17 protein-coding genes and 3 pseudogenes are annotated in these 21,381 nt (G+C 41.9%); 18 read left to right on the forward strand and 2 right to left on the reverse strand.

The genetic code is table 11. The features are described 5' to 3' along the window. The first annotated feature begins 117 nt into the window (after positions 1-117). From HCZ42_RS19760 to HCZ42_RS19815, 11 genes and pseudogenes are all read left to right on the forward strand, one after another. Entirely contained in the window at positions 118-588 is a 471-nt protein-coding gene (locus HCZ42_RS19760; RefSeq protein ID WP_069509368.1) for a hypothetical protein, read from the forward strand. Between the two features lie 177 nt (positions 589-765). Beyond that, positions 766-1,133, forward strand: a pseudogene (locus HCZ42_RS19770) (VOC family protein). 229 nt (positions 1,134-1,362) lie between these two features. Further along, positions 1,363-2,274: a toll/interleukin-1 receptor domain-containing protein gene (locus tag HCZ42_RS19775; RefSeq protein WP_167422424.1), complete on the forward strand. Its 912-nt coding sequence runs from the start codon at positions 1,363-1,365 to the stop codon at positions 2,272-2,274. A 92-nt stretch (positions 2,275-2,366) separates the two neighbouring features. Beyond that, the gene (locus HCZ42_RS19780) at positions 2,367-2,906 is read left to right on the forward strand and encodes a DsbA family protein (RefSeq protein WP_217702304.1); all 540 of its coding nucleotides are present in this window, start codon (positions 2,367-2,369) and stop codon (positions 2,904-2,906) included. 232 nt (positions 2,907-3,138) lie between these two features. Further along, positions 3,139-3,363, forward strand: a complete 225-nt coding sequence (locus tag HCZ42_RS21925) for a hypothetical protein (RefSeq protein ID WP_167422425.1) — start codon at positions 3,139-3,141, stop codon at positions 3,361-3,363. 145 nt (positions 3,364-3,508) lie between these two features. Next, positions 3,509-4,144 carry a hypothetical protein gene (locus tag HCZ42_RS19790; protein WP_167422426.1) on the forward strand — a complete coding sequence of 212 codons (636 nt, stop codon included), beginning with the start codon at positions 3,509-3,511 and terminating at the stop codon, positions 4,142-4,144. A 153-nt stretch (positions 4,145-4,297) separates the two neighbouring features. Then, complete coding sequence (locus tag HCZ42_RS19795; protein ID WP_167422427.1) at positions 4,298-4,792, forward strand: GNAT family N-acetyltransferase; 495 nt, start codon at positions 4,298-4,300, stop codon at positions 4,790-4,792. Positions 4,793-5,298: 506 nt separating this feature from the next. Further along, positions 5,299-5,499, forward strand: a complete 201-nt coding sequence (locus tag HCZ42_RS19800; protein ID WP_167422428.1) for a hypothetical protein — start codon at positions 5,299-5,301, stop codon at positions 5,497-5,499. A 28-nt stretch (positions 5,500-5,527) separates the two neighbouring features. Further along, positions 5,528-6,145 (forward strand): HAD family hydrolase, encoded by a 618-nt coding sequence (locus HCZ42_RS19805; RefSeq protein WP_167422429.1) that lies wholly within the window; start codon positions 5,528-5,530, stop codon positions 6,143-6,145. Positions 6,146-6,490: 345 nt separating this feature from the next. Beyond that, positions 6,491-6,847, forward strand: a complete 357-nt coding sequence (locus HCZ42_RS19810; protein WP_167422430.1) for a hypothetical protein — start codon at positions 6,491-6,493, stop codon at positions 6,845-6,847. Positions 6,848-6,999: 152 nt separating this feature from the next. Then, a complete protein-coding gene (locus tag HCZ42_RS19815; protein ID WP_167422431.1) occupies positions 7,000-7,542 on the forward strand; it encodes a hypothetical protein in 543 nt (180 codons plus the stop codon). 29 nt (positions 7,543-7,571) lie between these two features. Here HCZ42_RS19815 and HCZ42_RS19820 read toward each other — a convergent pair whose 3' ends face one another. Then, on the reverse strand, positions 7,572-7,802 hold the full coding sequence (locus tag HCZ42_RS19820; protein WP_167422450.1) for a nitrogenase-stabilizing/protective protein NifW: 231 nt from the start codon (positions 7,800-7,802) through the stop codon (positions 7,572-7,574). An 11-nt stretch (positions 7,803-7,813) separates the two neighbouring features. Between HCZ42_RS19820 and HCZ42_RS19825 the strand changes: the two are divergent. The 5 genes and pseudogenes from HCZ42_RS19825 to HCZ42_RS19845 all read left to right on the forward strand — a co-directional run. Then, positions 7,814-7,987, forward strand: a pseudogene (locus HCZ42_RS19825) (DapH/DapD/GlmU-related protein); the annotation flags it as partial. Between the two features lie 158 nt (positions 7,988-8,145). Then, on the forward strand, positions 8,146-8,580 hold the full coding sequence (locus tag HCZ42_RS19830; protein ID WP_167422432.1) for a GFA family protein: 435 nt from the start codon (positions 8,146-8,148) through the stop codon (positions 8,578-8,580). A 159-nt stretch (positions 8,581-8,739) separates the two neighbouring features. Next, positions 8,740-10,557 (forward strand): ABC transporter ATP-binding protein, encoded by a 1,818-nt coding sequence (locus HCZ42_RS19835; protein WP_167422433.1) that lies wholly within the window; start codon positions 8,740-8,742, stop codon positions 10,555-10,557. A gap of 2 nt (positions 10,558-10,559) precedes the next feature. After that, complete coding sequence (locus tag HCZ42_RS19840; protein ID WP_167422434.1) at positions 10,560-12,356, forward strand: ABC transporter ATP-binding protein; 1,797 nt, start codon at positions 10,560-10,562, stop codon at positions 12,354-12,356. Positions 12,357-13,353: 997 nt separating this feature from the next. Next, complete coding sequence (locus tag HCZ42_RS19845; protein WP_167422435.1) at positions 13,354-13,938, forward strand: DUF2913 family protein; 585 nt, start codon at positions 13,354-13,356, stop codon at positions 13,936-13,938. A gap of 193 nt (positions 13,939-14,131) precedes the next feature. Here HCZ42_RS19845 and HCZ42_RS19850 read toward each other — a convergent pair. Further along, a pseudogene (locus HCZ42_RS19850) lies at positions 14,132-14,512 on the reverse strand (transposase); the annotation flags it as partial. Positions 14,513-14,598: 86 nt separating this feature from the next. Here HCZ42_RS19850 and HCZ42_RS19855 point away from each other — a divergent pair. After that, positions 14,599-19,602 carry an AAA domain-containing protein gene (locus HCZ42_RS19855; RefSeq protein ID WP_217702305.1) on the forward strand — a complete coding sequence of 1,668 codons (5,004 nt, stop codon included), beginning with the start codon at positions 14,599-14,601 and terminating at the stop codon, positions 19,600-19,602. Continuing rightward, a complete protein-coding gene (locus tag HCZ42_RS19860; RefSeq protein WP_167422436.1) occupies positions 19,599-21,107 on the forward strand; it encodes a hypothetical protein in 1,509 nt (502 codons plus the stop codon). Before HCZ42_RS19855 ends, HCZ42_RS19860 begins: the two co-directional genes overlap by 4 nt. Positions 21,108-21,381 lie beyond the last annotated feature (274 nt).

Raw genomic sequence — 21,381 nt, forward strand, 5'->3', positions numbered from 1 at the left:
TTGCGGTGAATTTTGTGTTTAAGGCGCAATGCGGTAGCCGTTGTGTATTGCGTTGTTCACGCCTTAATGCGGCGTTAAGTGTAAAATTCGAACTTTGAAGGAACAAAGGAAACAGATATGGAAATTCAACATATACCAAAAACATTTTGGCACGCTTTAAGTGTAGCAGTGTTGGTAGTGTCAAGCGGGCTTACTTACATAGCATATAAATCGAGCAGTGTATCTATTGAGTTAGCTAACGCAAAGATTAATTTATCATCGGAAGTCGCTTCTTCTACCATTGCATTAAAGAATGCATTAGATAAGGCGAAGAAAGCAAAGGAAGAAGCAGAACAAAAGTATGCTGCATTGGTTAGCAAGCATGACTTAGTCAACGAGCAGTTAAAGAAACTACAAGCAGAGGCACGAGTTAACAAGAATGTATCTGACGTACTGAAGGGTTTTGAACTAAATTGTCCTGAATGTATCGAGTTAAAACCTTTACCTAAGTCATTGCAGCTAAATAACTTCGACATGAATATCGAGGAAGTCCAAAAGTCTTTAGATAGGCTGGAAGAAATTAACCAGCAAATTCAGCCAATTAAATGATACTGCATGTAATTTACACTTAACAAACTGTTTAAGAGGGATTCGCTACGCGTGGCATTTTCACTATGCGTTGTTTTTAGTGATTAAGTTGGTATGCGGCGGCTTCGGTATTGCGTTGCTCACCCCTTGACAGGGCGTTATATGCTTTCAAGTTTCAAACAATAAAAGGACTTAAAAATGATTCTAAATCACGTCTCAGTTGGTGCTTCTGATGTGGTAAAAGCAGTTGGTTTTATGACTCAGTTCTTTCTACGTTGTCTATCAAGCGTGCTCACTATATAGAAAATATCGCAGCGGCTTATGGTGAAAGCTTTGAATTTTGGGTCGGGAGCCCTTGTGAAGGAAAAGCTACATCAAGTAATGGTGCTCATGTTGCTTTTAATGCGCCGTCAAAAGAAGCTGTTGATCAGTTCTATGCTACGGCCATCGAATTGGGTGGTTCATGTGCAGGCAAGCCAGGCTTAAGACCAGAATATGGTGGAACTTATTATGCAGCGTTTGTACGTGACTTAGACGGAAACAAAATCGAAGCAGTTTCAATGTAGCTTCGAGTACGCATATAACAATAAATTTAAGAGTGATTCACAACGCTTGGTGCTTTCACTTCAAGCCAGTTTAGTGTTTATGGCACAATGTTTTAGGTAAGGTGTTGGCGTTGTTCACCCCTTAATTTGGCGTTAAGCTTCACTATGAAACTAGATCTAATTATTCTTGATTTTTTGCTATATAACTCCATGATATGTAATAAAAATAATGCTGCTATAAAGGTAATTTATGACCATTTCATCCACAACGAATACCATCAATCGTTTATCTAAAGATCTAGCCAATCTTCAACAAAGATATAGCCTTGAGAGTAAAAAAGAGGCGGATCTAAATACAAAAATATCTCAGGTCAGCCGTAGCATAACCAAAAATACATCGGCATCAATACTTAAAAGTAAAATGGCGGATATTGCACGTAAAGAGTCAGATATTGCAAAAATTCAGGTTAAGAAAGCAGACTTGTTAAAAAAGCAAGCTGATGTTGAAACTAAGTTGCTCAAAGCGCGTCAAGAGTTAGCGAAGAAAGAAGAGCAAGAAACTAAGAAGCGACTTCAAGCTCAAGAGCGTGAACAAAAAAAGTTAGTTGAATTGGAGAAACGAACTCAACGTGAGCAAATAGCGCAACAGAAACGGCTACAAGCCGAAATTGAGCGCACGATTCAATTATCAGAACAAGTAAGTAAAATCAAAGCACCTGAAGATAGCCCAAGTGTTTCAGAGGCCAAGTATGATTTGTTTATTTCACATGCTTCAGAGGATAAAGAAGAGTTTGTTCGTCCACTTGCCGAAACTCTTGAAGGTATGGGGGTTAAAGTGTGGTATGACGAATTCACCCTAAAAGTAGGTGACAGTTTGCGTAAGAGCATTGATAAAGGTCTGGTTAATTCTAAGTTTGGAACAGTAATTATTTCGTCGTCATTTTGCACAAAAAATTGGACACAATATGAGCTAGATGCAATGGTCGCTAAAGAAATGAATGGTCACAAGATGATATTGCCGATTTGGCACAAGGTTACTAAAGATGACGTTTTGAATTTTAGCCCAACTTTGGCTGATAAAGTTGCTCTAAATACTTCCGTGAGCAGTATCGAAGAAATAGCTAATGAGCTACGAGAGGTCGTCTTGGGCGTAGAAGCTTAACAAAGCGTTTAAGACAGATTCCCAACGCATGGCATTTTTCATTCCATCGTTGGGCTTTGTGTTTTGCCTTTCAACCTGAGTTGGAACAATTCTTGGCACAGCATCCTACGGCAGAGGTTGACTGGATAATGGGTGGGCTAGCTCCTGATAATGATGAGCCTATGGATGATAATCTGAAGAAAACAATTTCTTCTTATTGGTATCAAATCGAGAAGGTATCTCACGTAACTTTTAATCATAGTTACTGGGAGTTGAACATACCTTATCGTTCAACATATGAAGCTTGTAGGGCAGTAATATCAGCTGAGAACATGGTAGAAAGTAGCTCTGAGAACATGGTAAAGGCTATCCAATCAGCTTATTACTTTGAAGCTAAAAATCCGTCGTTGAATCAAACATTGATTGACTGCGCTAAGTCGCTCAATTTAAGTGAATGCCAGTTTGCACTAAAATTGAAATCGAAAGAAATAGAGCAGCAGTTTCAAGCTCATTTGCATATAGCAGGTCGTTTACAAGTAAGCGGTTTCCCAGCTCTTTTCTATGTCTCAGAAAGTAATCATGCTTATCCTTTAGCACTTGGATATTGCAAGTCAGAGGAGCTTTCTAAGCGATTTACCCACGTAAACACATAACAAAGCGTTTAAGAGGGATTCTCAACGCTTGGCAGTTTTGGTCCGAAGCTTAGCGTTTGTGTTTATGGCACAATGGTTTAAGTTGGGTGGTATAGCATTGTTCACCCCTTAACGCGGTGTAATGTGCGTGGGAGAGTTTGAATTCAGTCGTAAAGCCTAAATAGACAACTAATTTCTTATTCTTAGTTCGTTATACTCAAATCTCGGCTTTATATAAATAAGGGATGAGAGAATGGTGTCTAGGTATTGTGAATGCTGTAAAACTGCAACAGAACATAAAGAAACTCTAGAAAGAAAACCTTCGAGTTATGATACAAATAAATCCATTTTCGGCCGATTAATGCTATTAGTTCATGAATTTATAAATGGTGGCCATTACTACAATATGAACCGTTATTTAGTTTGTAAAATTTGTAGGAATAAGGTTCTAGATAATATGGGGAGTGAATTCGAGTAATGCACATAACAAAGCGTTTAAGAGTGATTCTCAACGCTTGGCAGCTTTGGTTCAAAGTTTAGCTTTAGTGTGTATGGCACAATGGTTTAGGTAAGGTGGTAGCGTTGCTCACTACTTAACGCGGCATTATGTTTACCGAGGAAATATGCTAGTACATGTTGAAATAGAGCTCAAATCAAGCTTAGGAGTCGATTGGATTTTATCCAAATTACAAGAGTTTACGAACACAGACACTTCATGGACGTTTGAGTTAGCTAAGAGCAAAACGTTGGCGGGTGGCGCACCAGAAGGTAAAGCGATTGTCCTAACTAAAATTTATGAATTTATGCATGTTGCGTTGTGCATATTTGGAAGTTCTTCTAAGTGTCTAAAAGTGAGTAACATCGTGCCTCAACGTGATGGGCTTTCGGTTGAAACTTATAACCAGATCGCTACGAGCTTCGCCAACGAGTTTAAGGTATTTGCGAAAGGGGAAAATATCCGGGTACTCATTTCTAATCCTAACCCTAGTATCAAAGATATAATTTCTGCGAATGTGCCAAGAAAAGCTTTTGAAGCTTACTTAAGTCATTATCCTCTGAGCTTCCATCCTCTTGATGTAGCGAGGTTAGATAATTTTATATGTGCATTCGCACGATACTCAAGAAAGCCACTGGATAGCGTTTTACTCGGGGCGTACCTTCAGGAACAATATGGCTGGACGTCAGAGCAAGCTAATTGGTTGGTCAACCGGATAGATATCGGGTTGGAAGTCATCAAGGCTTATAGGAATTATTACTAACAAGTAAACATAACAAAGCGTTCGAGACGGATTTACAATGCTTGGCAGTTTTGGTTTGATTCAGCTTTAGTGTTTACGGCACAAAGATTTAGGTTTGTTGGTCGCGTTATTCACCACTTAACGTGGCGTTATGTGCTTATGAGGAAAATCGACATGGAAGTGGTAGAGGCCAACCCTGATTTGGCTCCAATATTAGTGAGTTACGCGAAAGAATGCCTAGATTCGGGTATCCCTAAGTATTCGGGTGTACAGCAAAATCCGGAAGCTTATTTGTCAGGTTTGATCGAACGTTCTAAGGCAACTTATGAGTTGCCAAACGGACATTTACCCAGCACAACTTACTATTGTGTATCGAACTCTGAAATTTTAGGTGCAATACGAGTTCGCAAAGGTACTAATGCCAACGTAGAAAATGTCATTGGTCATGTTGGCTACGAAACTAGACCGTCAGCTCGCGGTAAAGGTGTAGCCTCATTTCTTCTTGCTTGGGTGCGAGACAACGTTGTCACTGACTCAGTTATTGTTACTTGCTCAATTGATAACCCCGCATCTCAAAAGGTCATCGAAAACTGTGGTGGTGAACATCTCGGTAACTACACGGATGACAGTGAGGGTACGGTAAAGCGCTACCGTATAGCACGCACATAACAAAGCGTTTAAGACAAATTCGCAATGCTTGGCTGTTTTGGTTTAAAGTTTAGCTTAATTGTTTACGGCGCAATGTCTTAGGTTAGGTGGTGGCGCTGTTTCCTCCCTTTAATGGTAAGCGCCATGACCCCACAGAGCGTTTGCTCTTCATTTAGTGATTTCTATGTTTTGTAATCCCTCCAGAGCGACGAGTGAGATTATGCCTATTTATAATAGTCCTGGTGGTCTATAAATCAGTTACGCAATGACTTGTGAGATAGGTTTGAAGTAAAAACATGGCTTCAGGCCTTGTCCTTTGCTCTACCCAAGGGGACGTGTATCTGGGGGAAGTTCATATCTCCTTGAGTTTTAGTTATTCTCTTTAAAGTTATATATTTCGCATTTTGAACTAAACTCCCAAAATTTATCAGATAAAAAGTGTAAATTGCTCACCATATACAAGTAAAAATTTTGCCGTTCTGTTGGTAAGTATTCATGAACATTTCCAATATTTGGAGGTTTAGAATATGCAAATCACCTTTATCGATAAAAACAATGTTTGTGTATTGAGGGAGAAGTTAAATGTCAATATGACAGAACTCCTAAATAAAAGCTATGCGATCTTAGACAGCTATGTTTCGGAAGAAAAAGCCTTCTACAAGAAAAACCTCCCTTATGAGAGTTTGGAAATAGCATCGTTGTTAGGTAGTGGCGTTGTTCATCCCTAAATGCGGCGTTAGTTGAGAGGAGAATACTATGGGTTCAGAACACATCACCAATGTTGTCTTTGATATCGGGAACGTAATTGTTCGTTGGGCTCCCATAGAAATCGTTCGGCTTACATTTGGTGCAATTGAATCGCCGGAACAAGCGGCAACGTATATCTTCCAGTCTGAAACTTGGCGTGATCTAAATAAAGGTTTTATTTCTGAATCTGAGGCGAAAGTTCAATACCAACACTCGTTGGGGTTATCTGAGTTGGAATGTGAGCGCCTGTTTTACTATGTCAAACAGACACAACTCCTTATTTTTGGCTCAGTAGAGCTCCTCAAGCGGGTTAAATCCGCGGGCTACAACGTTTATGCGCTAACAGACAATGTTCATGAAATTGTTGCTCACCTCAAAGCTAAATACACGTTTTGGCCTTTGTTTGATGGCGCGACAGTGTCTGCAGAGTTAGGGGTGCTCAAACCTCAAGCTGAAATGTATCTGTCGTTACTCACCAAGTATAAGCTGAGTGCGTCGGAAACCGTATTTATCGACGACATGCCACATAATGTTGCCGGCGCAAAGGCCGTTGGCATGGCTGGAATTCGATTCGAAAACGCAGCCCAATGTGAAGATGAATTGAAAGCGCTCGGTTTGTCTTTCTAGCCAATGGTTTTTATACGACAAGGTGTTTTAGCGGGTTTTACAACGCTTGACGTTTTCCGCTCAAGGTTGGGTTTGGTGTGTACGGAGTTGTGGTTCCGTTTCGCTGGTCGCGCTGTGTACACTTCGATGCTGAGCGTTTTAGCAGAAAAACATGACAATTCCAAAACAGTTTAAGTTGTTTGATTATGCAAAAGAGGTTTATTTCTCGGACAGTTTTTCACGCGAAATCGCCAACAGGGAGCAGATGAAACTAGATGGGTGACACCGCGACTCACAGCTTAATGTGGAGAAATCGAACAAGGAAGGTCTATGGATAAATATGACATAGAAGGACTGATTAAATGAATGGAAAGTGAGCGGAAGTGTATTTGGCGCTGGGCTAGGTTCTGGACGGGGTGCTATCACTTCTCGATTTATGGCGCGGCTATTCTCAGTGCAACAGCAGCATTAATGCTAGAAATGAATGCCTTAGAAGAGTACCAGAATTTGGCAGCGGTTTTTGCAGGACTGGCAGCGTTGTTAACGACAGTCTCTGGCCTTGGTGGTTTTCAACGGAAGTGGCAGACCTGTCGAAAAACAAATAAAGCACTTAGTGATTTACGAGTTGACGCAAAGTATGGACAGACATCGGCATCAGAGGTGTGTGAGCGATACAAGGCGATATGGAGTGAGCACGGAACGGGCATTTCTGGTTCAGAGTGACCGTTTTATAACCCAGCGTTTATGCAGATTTCTAACGCGTGGCATTTTTGTTTCCACGTTAGGTTTTGTGGTTACCGCTCAATGAGTTAGGCTAGGCGATAGCATTACTCATCCTGTAATGCAGCGTTAGTTTTAAACTAGGTGTCGCCAAAATGGTCAAGAACGATTTTAAATTTGTCGCAATGTTAGTTGCCGACTTTTTCAAGCAAAAGCACATTCAAAAGCGCCTCGATTTGATTGGAGAAAGGGGCATTACTGGGTGGGAGATATGGCTGCAAGTAGAGTTTTCGGTATTTCTAGACACTCATATTGAGGTGGCTGAATGGGGGCGTGAGTTTCAATATTCTATTGACAGGCGAAAAGCGAAGAACCGAGAACACATGGCAATTGATTTTGTTATTCGCAAGAGAAGTGCGTTAAAGCACTGGTATATCGCGCTTGAGATCAAGCAAAACTCAAGTGTTAAATCTTGCATTCGAGGAATGATGGAAGATACACGAAAAGTTGCGCTTGTTAGAGGCTCGCACGATGACTTGAGAAGTATGTGGACATTGGGTATTCACCCTTGGATAGAAGGTGAGGAGCTTGAAAGCATTGTTCATAAATACGCTGATGCTTTTGATGTTGACTTAATTCCAAACTGTATGATCTCAGAGCCGATCAAGCGTACTGAGTTGGCGTATACGATATTCTAAAAACGAATCGATAATTGCTATCTTGCGTCCTAGCATCTTTGGCAAGTTGTACAGCCCCTGCATGCTTGCCTTGTCTCTTTGGTGAACTGCGAGCGTTGCACTTTACAATAGGCATTTTTGAGAGTTCTGCGTGCAGCAAACCAATCGTCTGGTTTTGCTAGTATCAGGTTGCCGTTAAATCGCTTCACTATCTGGGAACGGTGCTCGTTGATAAACTTACTTTCGTAACCGATTTCAAAGTAATCAAGTGCCTGCTCAATTCCAAAGTCTTCCGATTATGGTTGAAGATGACGTTTGGATTGGTGGTAATGTTGTGATTTGTCAGGGGGTGACAGTGGGTGCGCGCGCTGTGGTTGCGGCGGGCTCGGTTGTCACCAAGGATATCGCACCGGATACGCTTGTTGGTGGGACACCCGCGAAATTTATTAGAAAACTCACTCCGTGAAGGACGGCAGCGAAAAAGGCGTTTAACAGGGAAAGTTAACGCGTGGCGACTTAAGTTCTTCTCTTGTCAAAGGTGGCTTCGGTTGTAAATCGAGGTTTGGTGTCGTCAGTTCGTTGCCGCCCTTAATACGGTGTAATGCAATATAGAGGAAGCGTAAGATGAGCAAGACATATAAAGGCGCTTGTTTGTGCGGAGGCGTTCGGTTTTCCGTTAATGGTTTCAGTGAAAGAGCCGCGAACTGCTACTGTTCAATGTGTCGTAAGTTTCATGGTGCGGCTTTTGGAACCCTAGTTGGAGTGCAAGGGCTTCGGTGGTATTCAGGCGAGCAGTTGTTAAAGGAGTTCGTGGCACCCAATGGCACTATTCGAACATTCTGTTCTAATTGCGGTTCTAGTTTAGCTTTTCGTGTTAAAGGTTCAACTGATGATAACATTGAGTTGGCGATTGCTACGTTTGACGAGGATATACCAGTCAAAATCGATGCCCAAATTTACACCGCGTATAAAGCAAATTGGTGTCACTTAGACTCTACTCTACCTGCATTTACAGAAGGGCGCGAAGAGTCGTTGCCCGTCACTGGTCCGGCTGTATAGCGTAGTGCTGGAGTGGGGCTCACAACGTTTGGCATTTTTTCCTACGATCTGAAATTGATATCTCTCATCTTTCTTGAAATATTTTGTTGCAAATTCATAGTTTGTAAATGATAATAAAACTCACTATCACTTTGGCGAGTTGTGTTGAGGAGTGTAGGAATGAGTGGTACTCAAGAGGAGACTATTTCAGACCAAAAAAACAGAAATAGCGATCCTTCTCCAATCAATTACTTTGCCAGCCTCTTAGTGGTTTTGCCTTTTTTGCGCCAACAGATACCTAAGCTGAGCGCTGCCGTTATCCTCGCCACCTTATCTGTAGCATTAGAACTGGTCCCTATCTACGCCATCTATCGGGTATTGGAGTACGCCATGTGTTCCTCTCTTACATTGTCTCTGGTTGTCTACTACGCTGTAATGGCTTTGGGTTCAATGGTAGGAGCTTATTTATTACTCGGTATTGCGACGACTTTGTCACACTTGGTTGCGTTTGAGACCTTGTACCAATTACGGCTCAAAATTGCCCAGCATCTAGCTTCTCTTCCGATGGGATATTTCAGCCGAAAACGTACTGGTGAAGCAAAAAAGCTGCTGATTGATGATCCAGAAAAGCTTGAACTCATTATTGCTCACGCTATTCCGGAAGGCATGAGCGCCTTAAGCACCTGGCTGGCAGTCTCCGGTTGGCTGATTTATGTAGATTGGCGAATGGCGATCGCATCTATCATCATTACCCCAGTATCTTTCGGATTATTAATCACCAGCATGAAGAGAGGCAGTCGTCACTCTCCCCTCTATCAGCGTGCCGGACAAAGGATGAATGCCTCCATAGTGGAATACTTGAACGGGCTTCCAGAAATCAAAGTTTTTAATCGAGCCAATAGTCGTTATAAAGAAACCGAAAAAGCGATAAAAGCATTTACTGATGTTGAGTTAACGTGGGCAACGGCTGTATTGCCATTAGGTGGGGCATTCTTTAGTCTGGTGCTCAGTAATATTGTTTTTATTGTCTCTTTTGGGGCGGTGTTGTTTACATATGGTGCTCTGGATGTGGCGACTTTCACGTTTTTTGTAATTGTCGGCTCGAACTACAGCCGTCCACTATTAAAACTATTTCACCTCTTTCATGAATTGGCTCATATCAGCATTAGCTCTGAAGCAACAAGCAAAGTACTAGCTACGCCTCCACAACCTAACAGCAAGCAAGATATCCCTCTTAATCATTATGACATTCAGTTTGAGCAAGTCTCATTCGGTTATGACAGCGATAGATACGTACTGGATAACATCAACTTTATTGCCAAACAGAACTCTACCGTGGCCCTTGTCGGCCCGTCCGGAGCTGGGAAAAGTACCATCGCGACTCTGATCCCACGTTTTTATGACGTTACCGCTGGACGCATTACCATTGGTGGCGTCGATATTCGCGAACTCTCGATAGAACAATTAATGGGTACAGTCGCCTTTGTTTTCCAAGATACTTATTTGTTTACTGGAACCATTGAGGAAAACTTACGTTTTGGCTCACCGGATGCGTCATTTGACAAGATCATTCAAGCCGCTGAAGCGGCTCAACTCCACTCATGGATACGCTCTCTTCCTGAGGGATATCAGACCCAAATCGGCGATAAGGGACGAAAGCTGTCCGGCGGCGAAAAGCAACGCCTCACGATTGCACGAGCAATTCTTAAGGATGCTCCTATTGTTATATTGGATGAAGCAACGGCCTTTACTGACCCAGACAATGAAGCGGCCATTCAACGGGCTATCGAATCCTTAACCGTTGACAAGACGGTCATCATTATCGCTCATCGCCTCAACACCATTAGAAACGTCGATCAAATAGTTGTTATTGATAAAGGAACCGTCTCTGGTTTGGGCACCCATACAGAATTGATGGCCAATAATCTGGTTTACCGAACGTTGTGGGAAGATTTTATCGCGTTACAGGAAACGCGCGCGCATTCACAAGGACAATAACCATGGCTCAATATACTCACTCGCTACAGCAAAATCAGGCTATGCCGTTGCGATCTGACTGGCAAAGCTTGGTTCGATTGTGGCAGCTTGCTGGACCATTAAAAATACAGATAGCAAGCGGCATTCTGTACCGATTCATTCAGTCATTCTGCATAGGAATGTCATATGGTATTGCCATCATGGTCATGACCGATCTGATCAAAGAGGACTTTTCACCAAACAGTCAGTGGCTGATGAAGATAGTCATACTCTCCATCATTGCGCTGACTGGACAAATACTGTTCAGTTTTCTAGCAGCCAAGCAAACTTGGTTCACCAGTTATCAGCTTGCTGGTGAGTTGCGGCAAAAAATGCTTGAACACTTAAAAAATCTACCGCTTGGTTTTCACCTTTCTCGCCACAGAGGCGATAACGTCACTACGCTAACCACTGACGTACAAACGATAGAAGGTTTTCTTTCCGACGGTCTTCCCCGCATTGCAGAGGCTCTTGGTCTCCCTGTTGCGGTGTTATCTTTCTTGTTATATCTGGATACTCACTTATTTTCAGCGGGCATTTTTACAGTAATTTTATCACTGCCAGTGTATTTTTTAAGTAGTCACTATATGGCAAAACTCGGCATTGAACGACAAGACAAACAAGCGGAAGCAGCCGCCAAAATGCTGGAGTATGTACAGGGACTGATCGTGATTAAAGCGTTCAACCGTATTCATCAGGGCAAACAGGAATTTACAGCTGCACTCACACAATTTCGTGATATATCCCAAAAGATGGTGAAACGACTTGTGACGCCTTTTATCACGTTCTGCATGTTAACTATGTTGGGGGTACCACTCATGATCTTCGTTGACAGTACACTGTTGCTCTCAAATGAGATTGGGTTGGCTACGTTTGTTACTGTTTTGATGTTGATTTATGCGTTGTATACCCCTCTGCTCGGTTTGACTGAAGTTTTGGAGCAAACACGGATGGCGGACGCTTCGTTAACTCGTATGGATCGGATTTTTACGCAAGTCCCGCTTCCTGAGACTTCTCAGCCAGAGAAACCAACGTGTTATGACATAACATTTGATCAGGTTACTTTTGCCTATACCAAGGAAAAGCCAGTTTTGAACCACCTTTCATTTCAAGCACGGGAAAATAAAATGACTGCCATTGTGGGTCCGTCCGGAGCAGGGAAAAGTACGGCATTGAATCTGATCGCCCGCTTTTGGGATCCTGAACAAGGCAGTATCCGAATTGGTGACGTCGATATTCGTAATATCAACTCTGAGGAACTAAACCGCATGGTAACGGTTGTTTTTCAAGAAGCCTTCCTGTTTTCTGGCACTATTTTAGACAACCTGATGATGGGAAAGGATGACGCGTCAATGGCAGAAGTGGAGCTGGCCGCTAGGTTAGCACAAGCTCATGACTTTATTACTGCTTTACCGGATGGATATCATACGTTTGTGGGTGAGGGGGGCTCGACCCTTTCAGGTGGTGAGCGTCAGCGTTTAGCTGTGACGAGAGCTATTTTAAAAGATGCCCCTATCGTAATAATGGATGAAGCGACCGCTGCTATTGATCCAACCAATGAGCGGGCGTTTCAACGTGCGTTGTCCGCACTTATCGCCAAGAAAACAGTCATAGTTGTGGCGCACAAACTTTCTACCATTATGAATGCTGAACGTATCTTGGTATTGGACGAGGGGGGCTTGGTTGAACAGGGCAGCCATGATGAATTGCTAACACAGCACGGGCTTTATTTCCGATTGTGGCAAAATTGGGTACGAGCAGCACAGTGGTATTTAAGTTGAGTGATCAAATCGGTCGTGTGCTTAACGGATAGTCAATCTATTTAGAAGTAACGATATTGATTTCTTAGCATTGACAGGTTCTCTAGGCAAATTCCAAGGAATTGTCAGATATAGAGATGTCGTTAATACGATTCTATTCGCAGCAATCAGAGAGTGATTAAGTCTAACAGTGCCTAAGGGTAAATTCTGCCCGTGTGGTATTTTTACTATGCGTTGGTTAATTGAGCAAAGGAGTGTTCAGTGAGTATAGCCACTTGGGTCAGCGATGTTCTTGCTCGTCTATCTAATCGTGACTTTGTCCCCCGGGCCCAATGATGCCTTTTGGGTGGATGGTAGAAGTCACGAAGAAGCAAGAAAGCAATGGAAAAAAAAGACCATTTCTTACGAGTAGAAATGGTCTAAAGCACCTAAAATAAAGCATGCGCCTCTTTATGTCATTAAGGTTGTAGCTACAACAAAAAACAATGAGCCCAGTTATTTGTTCATCCCGAATGAGGGACTTAATTCGCTACCCCCCTGACTGTGACAAAACGCTGCTCAAAATACAATCAAGTCTCTTATAAACAAAGACATTAATTGATAATAATCAGTCAATTAGTAACTTTAACCAAATATACCCACAAAGCTCTATTTACTTAATCGCCGTAGCCGATCTTGGATTCATATCCCTTTCTCAACGCCTTTTCCCTCGCTGTACCAACAGCGATAGCAGGTACTCATTCAACAACGTTGAAGGATACATATGTCGATTCAGACCTATCATGAATTCGCAAAACAAGCCAGCAAGGTTGAAAGAGAAAAACAATGGCATTTGGTCGCCGATTTATCGTATTTAGCGTTTAAAAACACAACCTAGCCACCCAAATACTCATTGGGCTTGCGCGCGAGCAGAATTTTGCTTATGCCGAAAATAGTATGAGTACCATCTCTATTGAACTTGATTGTTTGATTTTTCATCCCCATATATCTGATGCCAGTATTTCTCTTAAAGATAAGCATGCAAATTAAGAAAGACTTCGATTATTACTACAACTTACATGACACCGTCACGCACGCTCTACTTCATCTTCTGTTCAAAGTTTCGATGAGTGAGCGCTTTGTCCCAACAGCCAAGCGCAACGAAGTGTTGGTAAAATATCTCAAGCCAAAACTTAACGATAAGTCGCTCTCCAATATAAGAAAAGACATTAAACTGATGCTTAATGTGGCAAGGAAAAAGACGGGGAACTTAGAAATGAGATTGTACCAACTCAATGAGCAAGCTAACCGAACCCAAATGGCTGGCGTGGAAAAACTCTATTCTCTATTAATGTACCTGCATGAAGAGGAAGGATTAGAATCACAGCTTTATGAAGAGGGGGTTAAAGCAGAGCCTGATGTCTTATATTTACTTGAAGGGCATATTGAACACGGTTTTGACCAGAACAACAAACAAACCGCTCCAGTATCAATACTGACCGAATCTGAACGTGCACCGGATCTGTTAGATGTGATTCACCGTTTTGGTTGGTTTGTAGCAGAAATGAAAGAGTGGAATCCCGACAAACATCAAGCGCACATTTTACTACACCCACCATATTAAGTGGTTTAGTCTGGACTCGAACTGCCAATATCCAAATCACGATGCAATCAGATCCGACAGATTGCTCTAACTCATTTCTGCCCCGAAACAAGTTAGCGACTGCATGAGTCATGACTCTCCATGCCATCATTCGAATATTTTTCTAACCCAAAGCAAGGGGCTAATCTGCCTTTAGAAATATAGATAATTGAAACTTTAGCCCAGTTGCTTCAATAACTAGGTATTGGATAGCGCCTCGTGATGAGGATTTGAAATTAACCTCTACATCCTTACTTAGCTCGGCGACTGATGCAAGAAAAGTGGGAACAAACCAATGGAACGTTTGCCAATCTAAAAACAGAGTCGATGAAGCCTTGCAGTGCCCTAGATGCGCTTTACCATGAGAGCAATGGTGATAGCTAGGTCACTAAACAATCGTGATCTACCACATCTATTCTGTTTAGGCTGTCTCCACTCAGTTATTGCCTCTTCGTCACTCCAAAGCGTGAGTGAACCTCAGTTGACCAAGGAGTTATTGTTACTTGCGCCAGTTAATAGTTTTGTAGCGAGGCTTCGGCGTGAAATCAAAGTCAATGAACACCCCTGACCTGATCGTAAGGTTATGATTTAGTTCGTTATATTTCCGAGAGAAAGCTTTCGCCAAGACCTAAGTTCTCATTTTTGAAGTTTAACTTTCGTCTTAACTGTGATCATCGTTCAAAAATCAATATAATACGCCACAAGTTTATATTAACCAAAGAGCATACAGAGAATGCAAACGAAAAAAGTTGGCATGGTTTTGCAGGCCTTGTAGCCTCAGATGCACAAGGTTCAATGGAAATCGATTGCCTAATTATAACGCATGACCGACTTCTACTAGTAGAGTTGAAAGAATGGAATGGCAAAATTGAATACGACAATGGAATGTGGATACAAAATGGCCAAAATAGAGGAAAGAGCCCTTTTTCAGTCAAAAGAGAGCATGCTTTACGCCTACAGAAACTTCTAGATAAAGAGTTATCACACAAACTTGGTTATTGGTTGACTGTTGAAGCTCACGTCGTCCTGTGTGGTAACGCTACTCCCGACAACTTGCCTCCGGCAGAAAGAACATTCGTCCATTCTCTTGATGAGTTTTTATCAATTAAATCTCCTGAAAAATATGAAGCCCTTGTGGCCAATAAGAAACTGGCCGGATTCTTCACCGCAAGTGGGAAACCGAGACCAAACTCTGAGTTTGCTCTACCTATAATCTATGGTTTTTTCGAAGGTCCAAAAATTCAAAAAAAAGAACTAATCGTAGGCAATTTTCAGGCTCAAACAAACAAACCTTGGTTTGACCATCGCAACAACATTTATAAAGAATATCAAGCTCAAGATCGTTCAATGCCAACGACAAAAGGGTTGGTGCGTCGCTGGGACTTTAACACGCTGGGTACTTTGCATGCTCTACAGTCAACTTGGTCTGAGATAGCTCTGCGGGAAAATCGCATTGGAAAGTTCATACGTGACAACAGTAGTATGAGAGACTACTTACTAAGATACGTCAATGATGTGTCCGCAGAGGACGTTACGGAGGATTTTTGTGAGCTCTATGAACTACCTCGAAATACAGAGCGACTTGATGAAGTCTTAGCTAGTGAAGCATCTACGTGGTCAAAAGAACAAAAGCTCGACCGTGTAAGAGCTCTTTTGGCCCCCTTTGCAGAATTACATGCATTGAACATAGCCCATCGTGATATCGACCCTCATAACCTTTGGTACGCTAATAATCACCAAAGTATTCTTGCATCAGGGTTTGGTGCCGCTTTTTTCCCAGAAACAGGAACAGTATCAGATCACCGAAAGCTACTTCAAAGTTCCCCTATAGCGCTACCCGAGGATGAGATGTGTGAAGGTGAAATAATTGATGCATTTCGTATAGATGTATTTCTTTTAGCATCAGTAGCATATCAAATATGTTTTAATCAAAGGCTAGAGCAAACAGATGGTGTGCCTGAATGGACCCCACCAGTCAATGACCCTTTCGATGAACTATTAACGAAGTGGTTTGAAAAGTCTCTTTCATGGGATGCTTCAGAACGATTCGAAGGTGCTCATATAATGCTGACTGAGTTCAATGCTCTTACTGGTGCGTGCCCAGCTGAAGACAAAGAGTCACAACAGATCTTTGAACAACTAATGCATAGCCCACATCGAAGACAAGAAATTACACCCTATCTGATATTGCAAGCTTTTCCACCTCCAGCAGAAAAACTACAAGATGCCTTAAATGCACTAGCTAGTAGTAGCAGCAAAAAAGTTTACTTTGCAAACAAAGGCAACACAGAAATGTTGGTCAAGATATGGGATGGCATTCATATATCTCAAGATCAGGCTGGCTCGAATAGACGTCTGATGCAGTTCCTTAAACGGCTTGAAAACTTTCAATCTACAACTCTAGCAACTCCTAAATTACTAGATTTTGGTTTGATGAACCCTCAAGGACTGTTTGTTGCTACAGAATATATAGAGGGTGAAACTTGGGCCAGCTTCTTAATGGACGTTAGTCTGTCTAGTGAAGACAAACGAAACTTGGCAGTAAACTTAATTAACACTGTCAAAGACTTTCACGATAATTGTTTCTCTCATGGAGATTTACATCCGGAGAACATCCTATTGCAGGAGTGCGATATAGATAAAGTTCTACTTTTGGACCTTCTTGACTACGGAAGTGAAACAGAGGTTTTCAACACTGAATATGGTCCTAAGAACCCGGCTATAACTGATGCCTACGGACGAGATCGATTTGCCGTATTTAAAATGGTAGAAGAACTTTTCGCTGAAGATTTGCCATCAAATGTTAAAGATGAACTAGCTTTAGCTCGTGACAGTCAAACTGAAATCCCTGTAGCCCTCGAGCCACTTTTGAATGCTTTGCTAGAACCCATAAATGAAGAAGTATCAAAAGATATTGAGCCTGAAAAAGACACCCCCCAAGAGAATATATATCTAAGCTGGATATCTCATACTTTTCCCTCAGTACCGACTCTACTAGAGCCAATCGATGACGGTTATTACTTTAACTGCAAATGGACCAGAGCTAGAGGGCAAAACCCCAATAATGAGCAAGTGCTGTCTTGTTTCATTACGGGTAAAAATGCGTATCTCCAAGTTAACCTCGACGTAGAGGCTAGAAAGATTGTTTTCGTCAGATACAAAGATTCGCTTCCACTTAGCGAACTTGTAAGCGCCCAGCACCGTTCTACAGGGCGACTATCACAACATATATACATACAAAATGGTGTTCAAGGTGAGCAATGCTCTCTAGTTGAGGCTCTTCTTAACCTTGAACCCGTTATAAATGAAATATGCGAACAATTTGGTACATACGAAGAAGTCTATGATGCTCCTCTTACTGATGAAGAACGCCAAGAGTTATCACCTGTAAAACTCTGGAAAGCTTTGGCAGATACTGAAGGGCAATTGCGTCAAAGCTTACAGATAGAATCTGTCACTGAAGATAAAGTAAGTGATAGTGGATATCCGATGTATCCTTATTCTTGCCTTGACGGAAGAGATCTCCAAATAGACTCCGATGATACCTATTATGCATACCAATCTAACTCAGAAGAAAAACTAGGTGAGGTTGTTGTTACTGAAACTACTCGTAACTACATTGTCATTAGGCCAGTCAATCATTGGGCATCTAAGCAAATAACTTCTGGAAAAACACTTCAGATTGAGTCAATACGCAGCAAGTCTTCTCGAGACTTAAGACTCAAAGCATTAAATCGGGTAATGAGTAAGAAGTCAGTTTTGCCCAACCTTGCTACATATTTCGATATAAGACAAAAGCCTGAGCTATATGAAATGACTGAAAGACCTAGTGTCCAGAAGCTACGTGAGCTATATGATGTTCCAGGTCAAGAGGCGAACAATAAGCAACTTGAAGCTTTTCAGTTTTTAGTAGGTCAAGGGCCTGTTGGTGTTTTACAAGGACCGCCAGGAACAGGGAAAACAACTTTTGTCAGCAAGTTCATTCACTATCTGTTTGAACACGCGGAAGCGAACAATATCCTCCTTGTAGGACAGCAGCATTCTGCTGTGGATAACGTGGCAATAAAGGCACGTGAACTTTGCGCTGATAAGGGACTAGAGTTGGATACCATCAGGATTGGTAGTGAGTCATTAATTGATGATCGCATGTTACCTACTCACACAAGAGCCTTACAGCAGAAAATTCGTCATAAATTTCATCGAGAATATGACATGCGAGTGAGTGCATTATCTGCAAGGTTACAATTGCCTCATGAACTTGTTCAAGAAGCTACACGCTTACATAGATCGCTGGCCCCTCTTCTAGTTCAATTGGGGCAATATGAAAGAGAACGAGAGAAACTAATTAGAATTGGCGGTGAAGCTAGTGATGCAAATGCTGAACGTTTAGCTGTTCTGATGAGTAACAGAGACCAAACTCTCCATATCATAGACACTATTATACGAAAGAAATTCGATAGCATTGTCGGAGATATGCCAATAGAAAGCTCTCTATTGTTGGATAAAGTACTTCATATTTTGGCTCAAAGTCATGGTGTGAACAACCCAGCGAAAGTAGATCGTCTTCATCGATTACTCACTCTAAGTCAAGAATGGTTGGATGTCTTACGTTCTGGTGAAGCGGGTTATGAGCGCTTTATGCTAAAAACAAAACAATTAGCTTGTGGAACTCTCGTTGGTGTAGGCCGTCGTAGTCTCGAACTTGAACATACTCAATTTGACTGGGTCATCGTTGATGAAGCAGGTCGTGCTCAAGCTAGCGAGTTGATGGTAGCTATGCAAAGTGCGAAACGAATTCTGTTAGTTGGAGATCACAAGCAATTACCTCCATTCTATCAAAGTGGCCATATCAAACACGCCAGTAAATTACTTGAAGTTAGCCAAGAAGCTTTCCTAGAATCTGATTTTGAGAAAGCTTTTGAAGCTTGTGATGGGGTCACATTAGATACTCAATATCGAATGATCGAACCTATTGGAGACCTCGTATCTGCCTGCTTCTATGCAAATGATATTGGTAAATTGCACACAGGACGCCCACCAGCCAAGTCTTGGTACAATGAATTACCATCGCCTTGGAACAAAGGAGTTAGCTGGATTGATACTACATCAGAACAGGGAGAAAAAGAGGCGAACCCAGGGTTTACCAATCAACGTGAAATAGATCTCTTACTACGTTCCCTTCGTTCACTAGTAGATTCTGGCGCAGTTGATAAATTACGAAAAACGGTCACCACGGAACACCCTCACCCAATAGGCATTATCACGATGTACAGGGCACAGAAATACGAAATTGAAACTCAACTCAACCAAGCTGAGTGGATGGGACCACTAAGACATTTAATAAGAATTGATACCGTAGACTCATATCAAGGTCAAGAAAACAAAATCATTATTCTAAGTTTAGTTAGGGACAATCAAAAAGCGATTCAAGGATTCCTACGAGACGGACCAAGAATTAACGTAGCTATTTCTCGTGCTCAAGAAAGACTAGTCATTTTAGGCGCTAGCCGAATGTGGCGTAAAGATAACAATGATTCTGCGCTTGGGGCAGTATACGAATATATTGCGGGGAATGCCCACAAAGACAATAGCCATTACCAGTTGATTACAACTCAAGAATTCAATAAGGAAGCGGAGCCAGCATGATAACTCATTCTATTGATACTAAAGCGCGCTTGGGTAACAAAATAACAATACTAATCCCTGCTCGAAAATACATTATGAATGTAGCTTGGACAGAAGAAAAACCTATGCCTGCTATAGAGTTATTCGCCTGTAGACTGTTAGTGCTCTTCGAACGTATGTCACCTTTTGAACTTAGAGAGTTCTTTGGGCTATCAGAAAGAGAAGAAGAGGAACTACTTAACTCTCTCGAAGACAAGAGATTAGCCACATTGGATAACCAAGGCTACCTAATGCCGAGTCCATTATTGCTGAGTCAAGCAGGACAGGGCGAAGGAGCACCGATGCTAGTAAAGTATAACGAGCAAACAGAGCATGTTGTATTTGATGTTTTTGCCCTAACTGTACGCAAAGAACAACGCTTGGGTCGTCTGATGTTTGGACTGCCCGAGTTATCGATGCCAGAGAGTTCAAAAGACTTAGGAATGGACATAATAATCGAAGAGTTTGGTAGGCAATTTAGAAGCTACTTAGAAATAAGTCGATATAATGAGCATGAAAGGCAACGAACTCAGTTATATAAAGTTATGGGCGGCAGTCCCAGCGACTTACTACAGTTACCTGTTGATATAGAGTTTACATATCAATATGCGCAAGGGGAGCCCAAACAATGGATACGTTCAGTTGAAAGATTAGGCGCTAACCAAACACGCCCATTGAGCAGTGAACTAGAGTCTCACATAGCAGATTTCCTTGGTTCTAACTTTATTAATGAAAGCGGTTCCGATGCGGAAACGTACTGCCAGCTAGCAAAAGATGATGTGCTACAACGATTCACAAAAGGCTATCAAATAGATTACTCGAAGTGGATGCTTGCTCGAGAGGAAAAGAAGACTGGCTATGGTTCTCCGGATACACGAGGAGTTTTTGGTCCTATCTATCTATATGAAAATCGACGTGAAGCAATACAGTGGATTAGAAAAGCTCTTCGTTTTCATGAAGACACAGCAGACCTTAAAGCCCTTTGGATACCCGCAAATGTACCTTTTTGGGGGGCTAATTCAGAGGATTTGGACCGATTTGTGCAGGAACTGAGAAAAGTTCTAGAAACCAAAAGCGAGAATTCAAAAATTTCACTAGTGCACCAAGGCGAGCATTGGAATGTTCGAAGTAATCTGAAAAATATATTTCCATTTGGGCTTTCGACACCAATTGATCACGATAGGATCGAACTACTAGTTGTTCCTGGTGTATTTGCTCTCGTCCAATACCATGGTCAACCAAATGCAGATAGTGGTGTGAGTGTACCAATTGGCTATATGACAACAGAACCCGAACGTGTACAGCATTTAGAAAAAGTTTTCCGTTCTAAAATCGGCGATTTCAAACATTTGAACGTTAGCTGGCCTGGTTTTATGAAGTTAAATGAAAGTGCTGTGTCACAGGAACTTATCCCAGAGAGTTGGACGGATAAAGCTCTATTTAGGAAAGCAAATAGAAACAGACCCATGCTTAGCTTAAATAAGTAATTTGGGCGAAGTTAGCACAGCTAAGTAGAGATTAGAATGTAAACAGTCCGAGGGTTCAAAGCTCGATTGGGGGGATGTCATAATCAGTGCAACCTCAATCAATATTGCGTCTATATCGCGGTGTCAGGGGGCAATCATAGTATCGGTTTTCCACGACATGATCGTTGAAAAAATTGCCCATGCCATGTAAGTGCTTAAACTTAAAGCTTCAGAATACTCTTACTAATCTGTTGTGATCGTGTTAGTGCAATTGTACTAACACGATTATGTCCAA

This window comes from Vibrio hepatarius (assembly GCF_011806575.1).
GTDB lineage: Bacteria > Pseudomonadota > Gammaproteobacteria > Enterobacterales > Vibrionaceae > Vibrio > Vibrio hepatarius_A.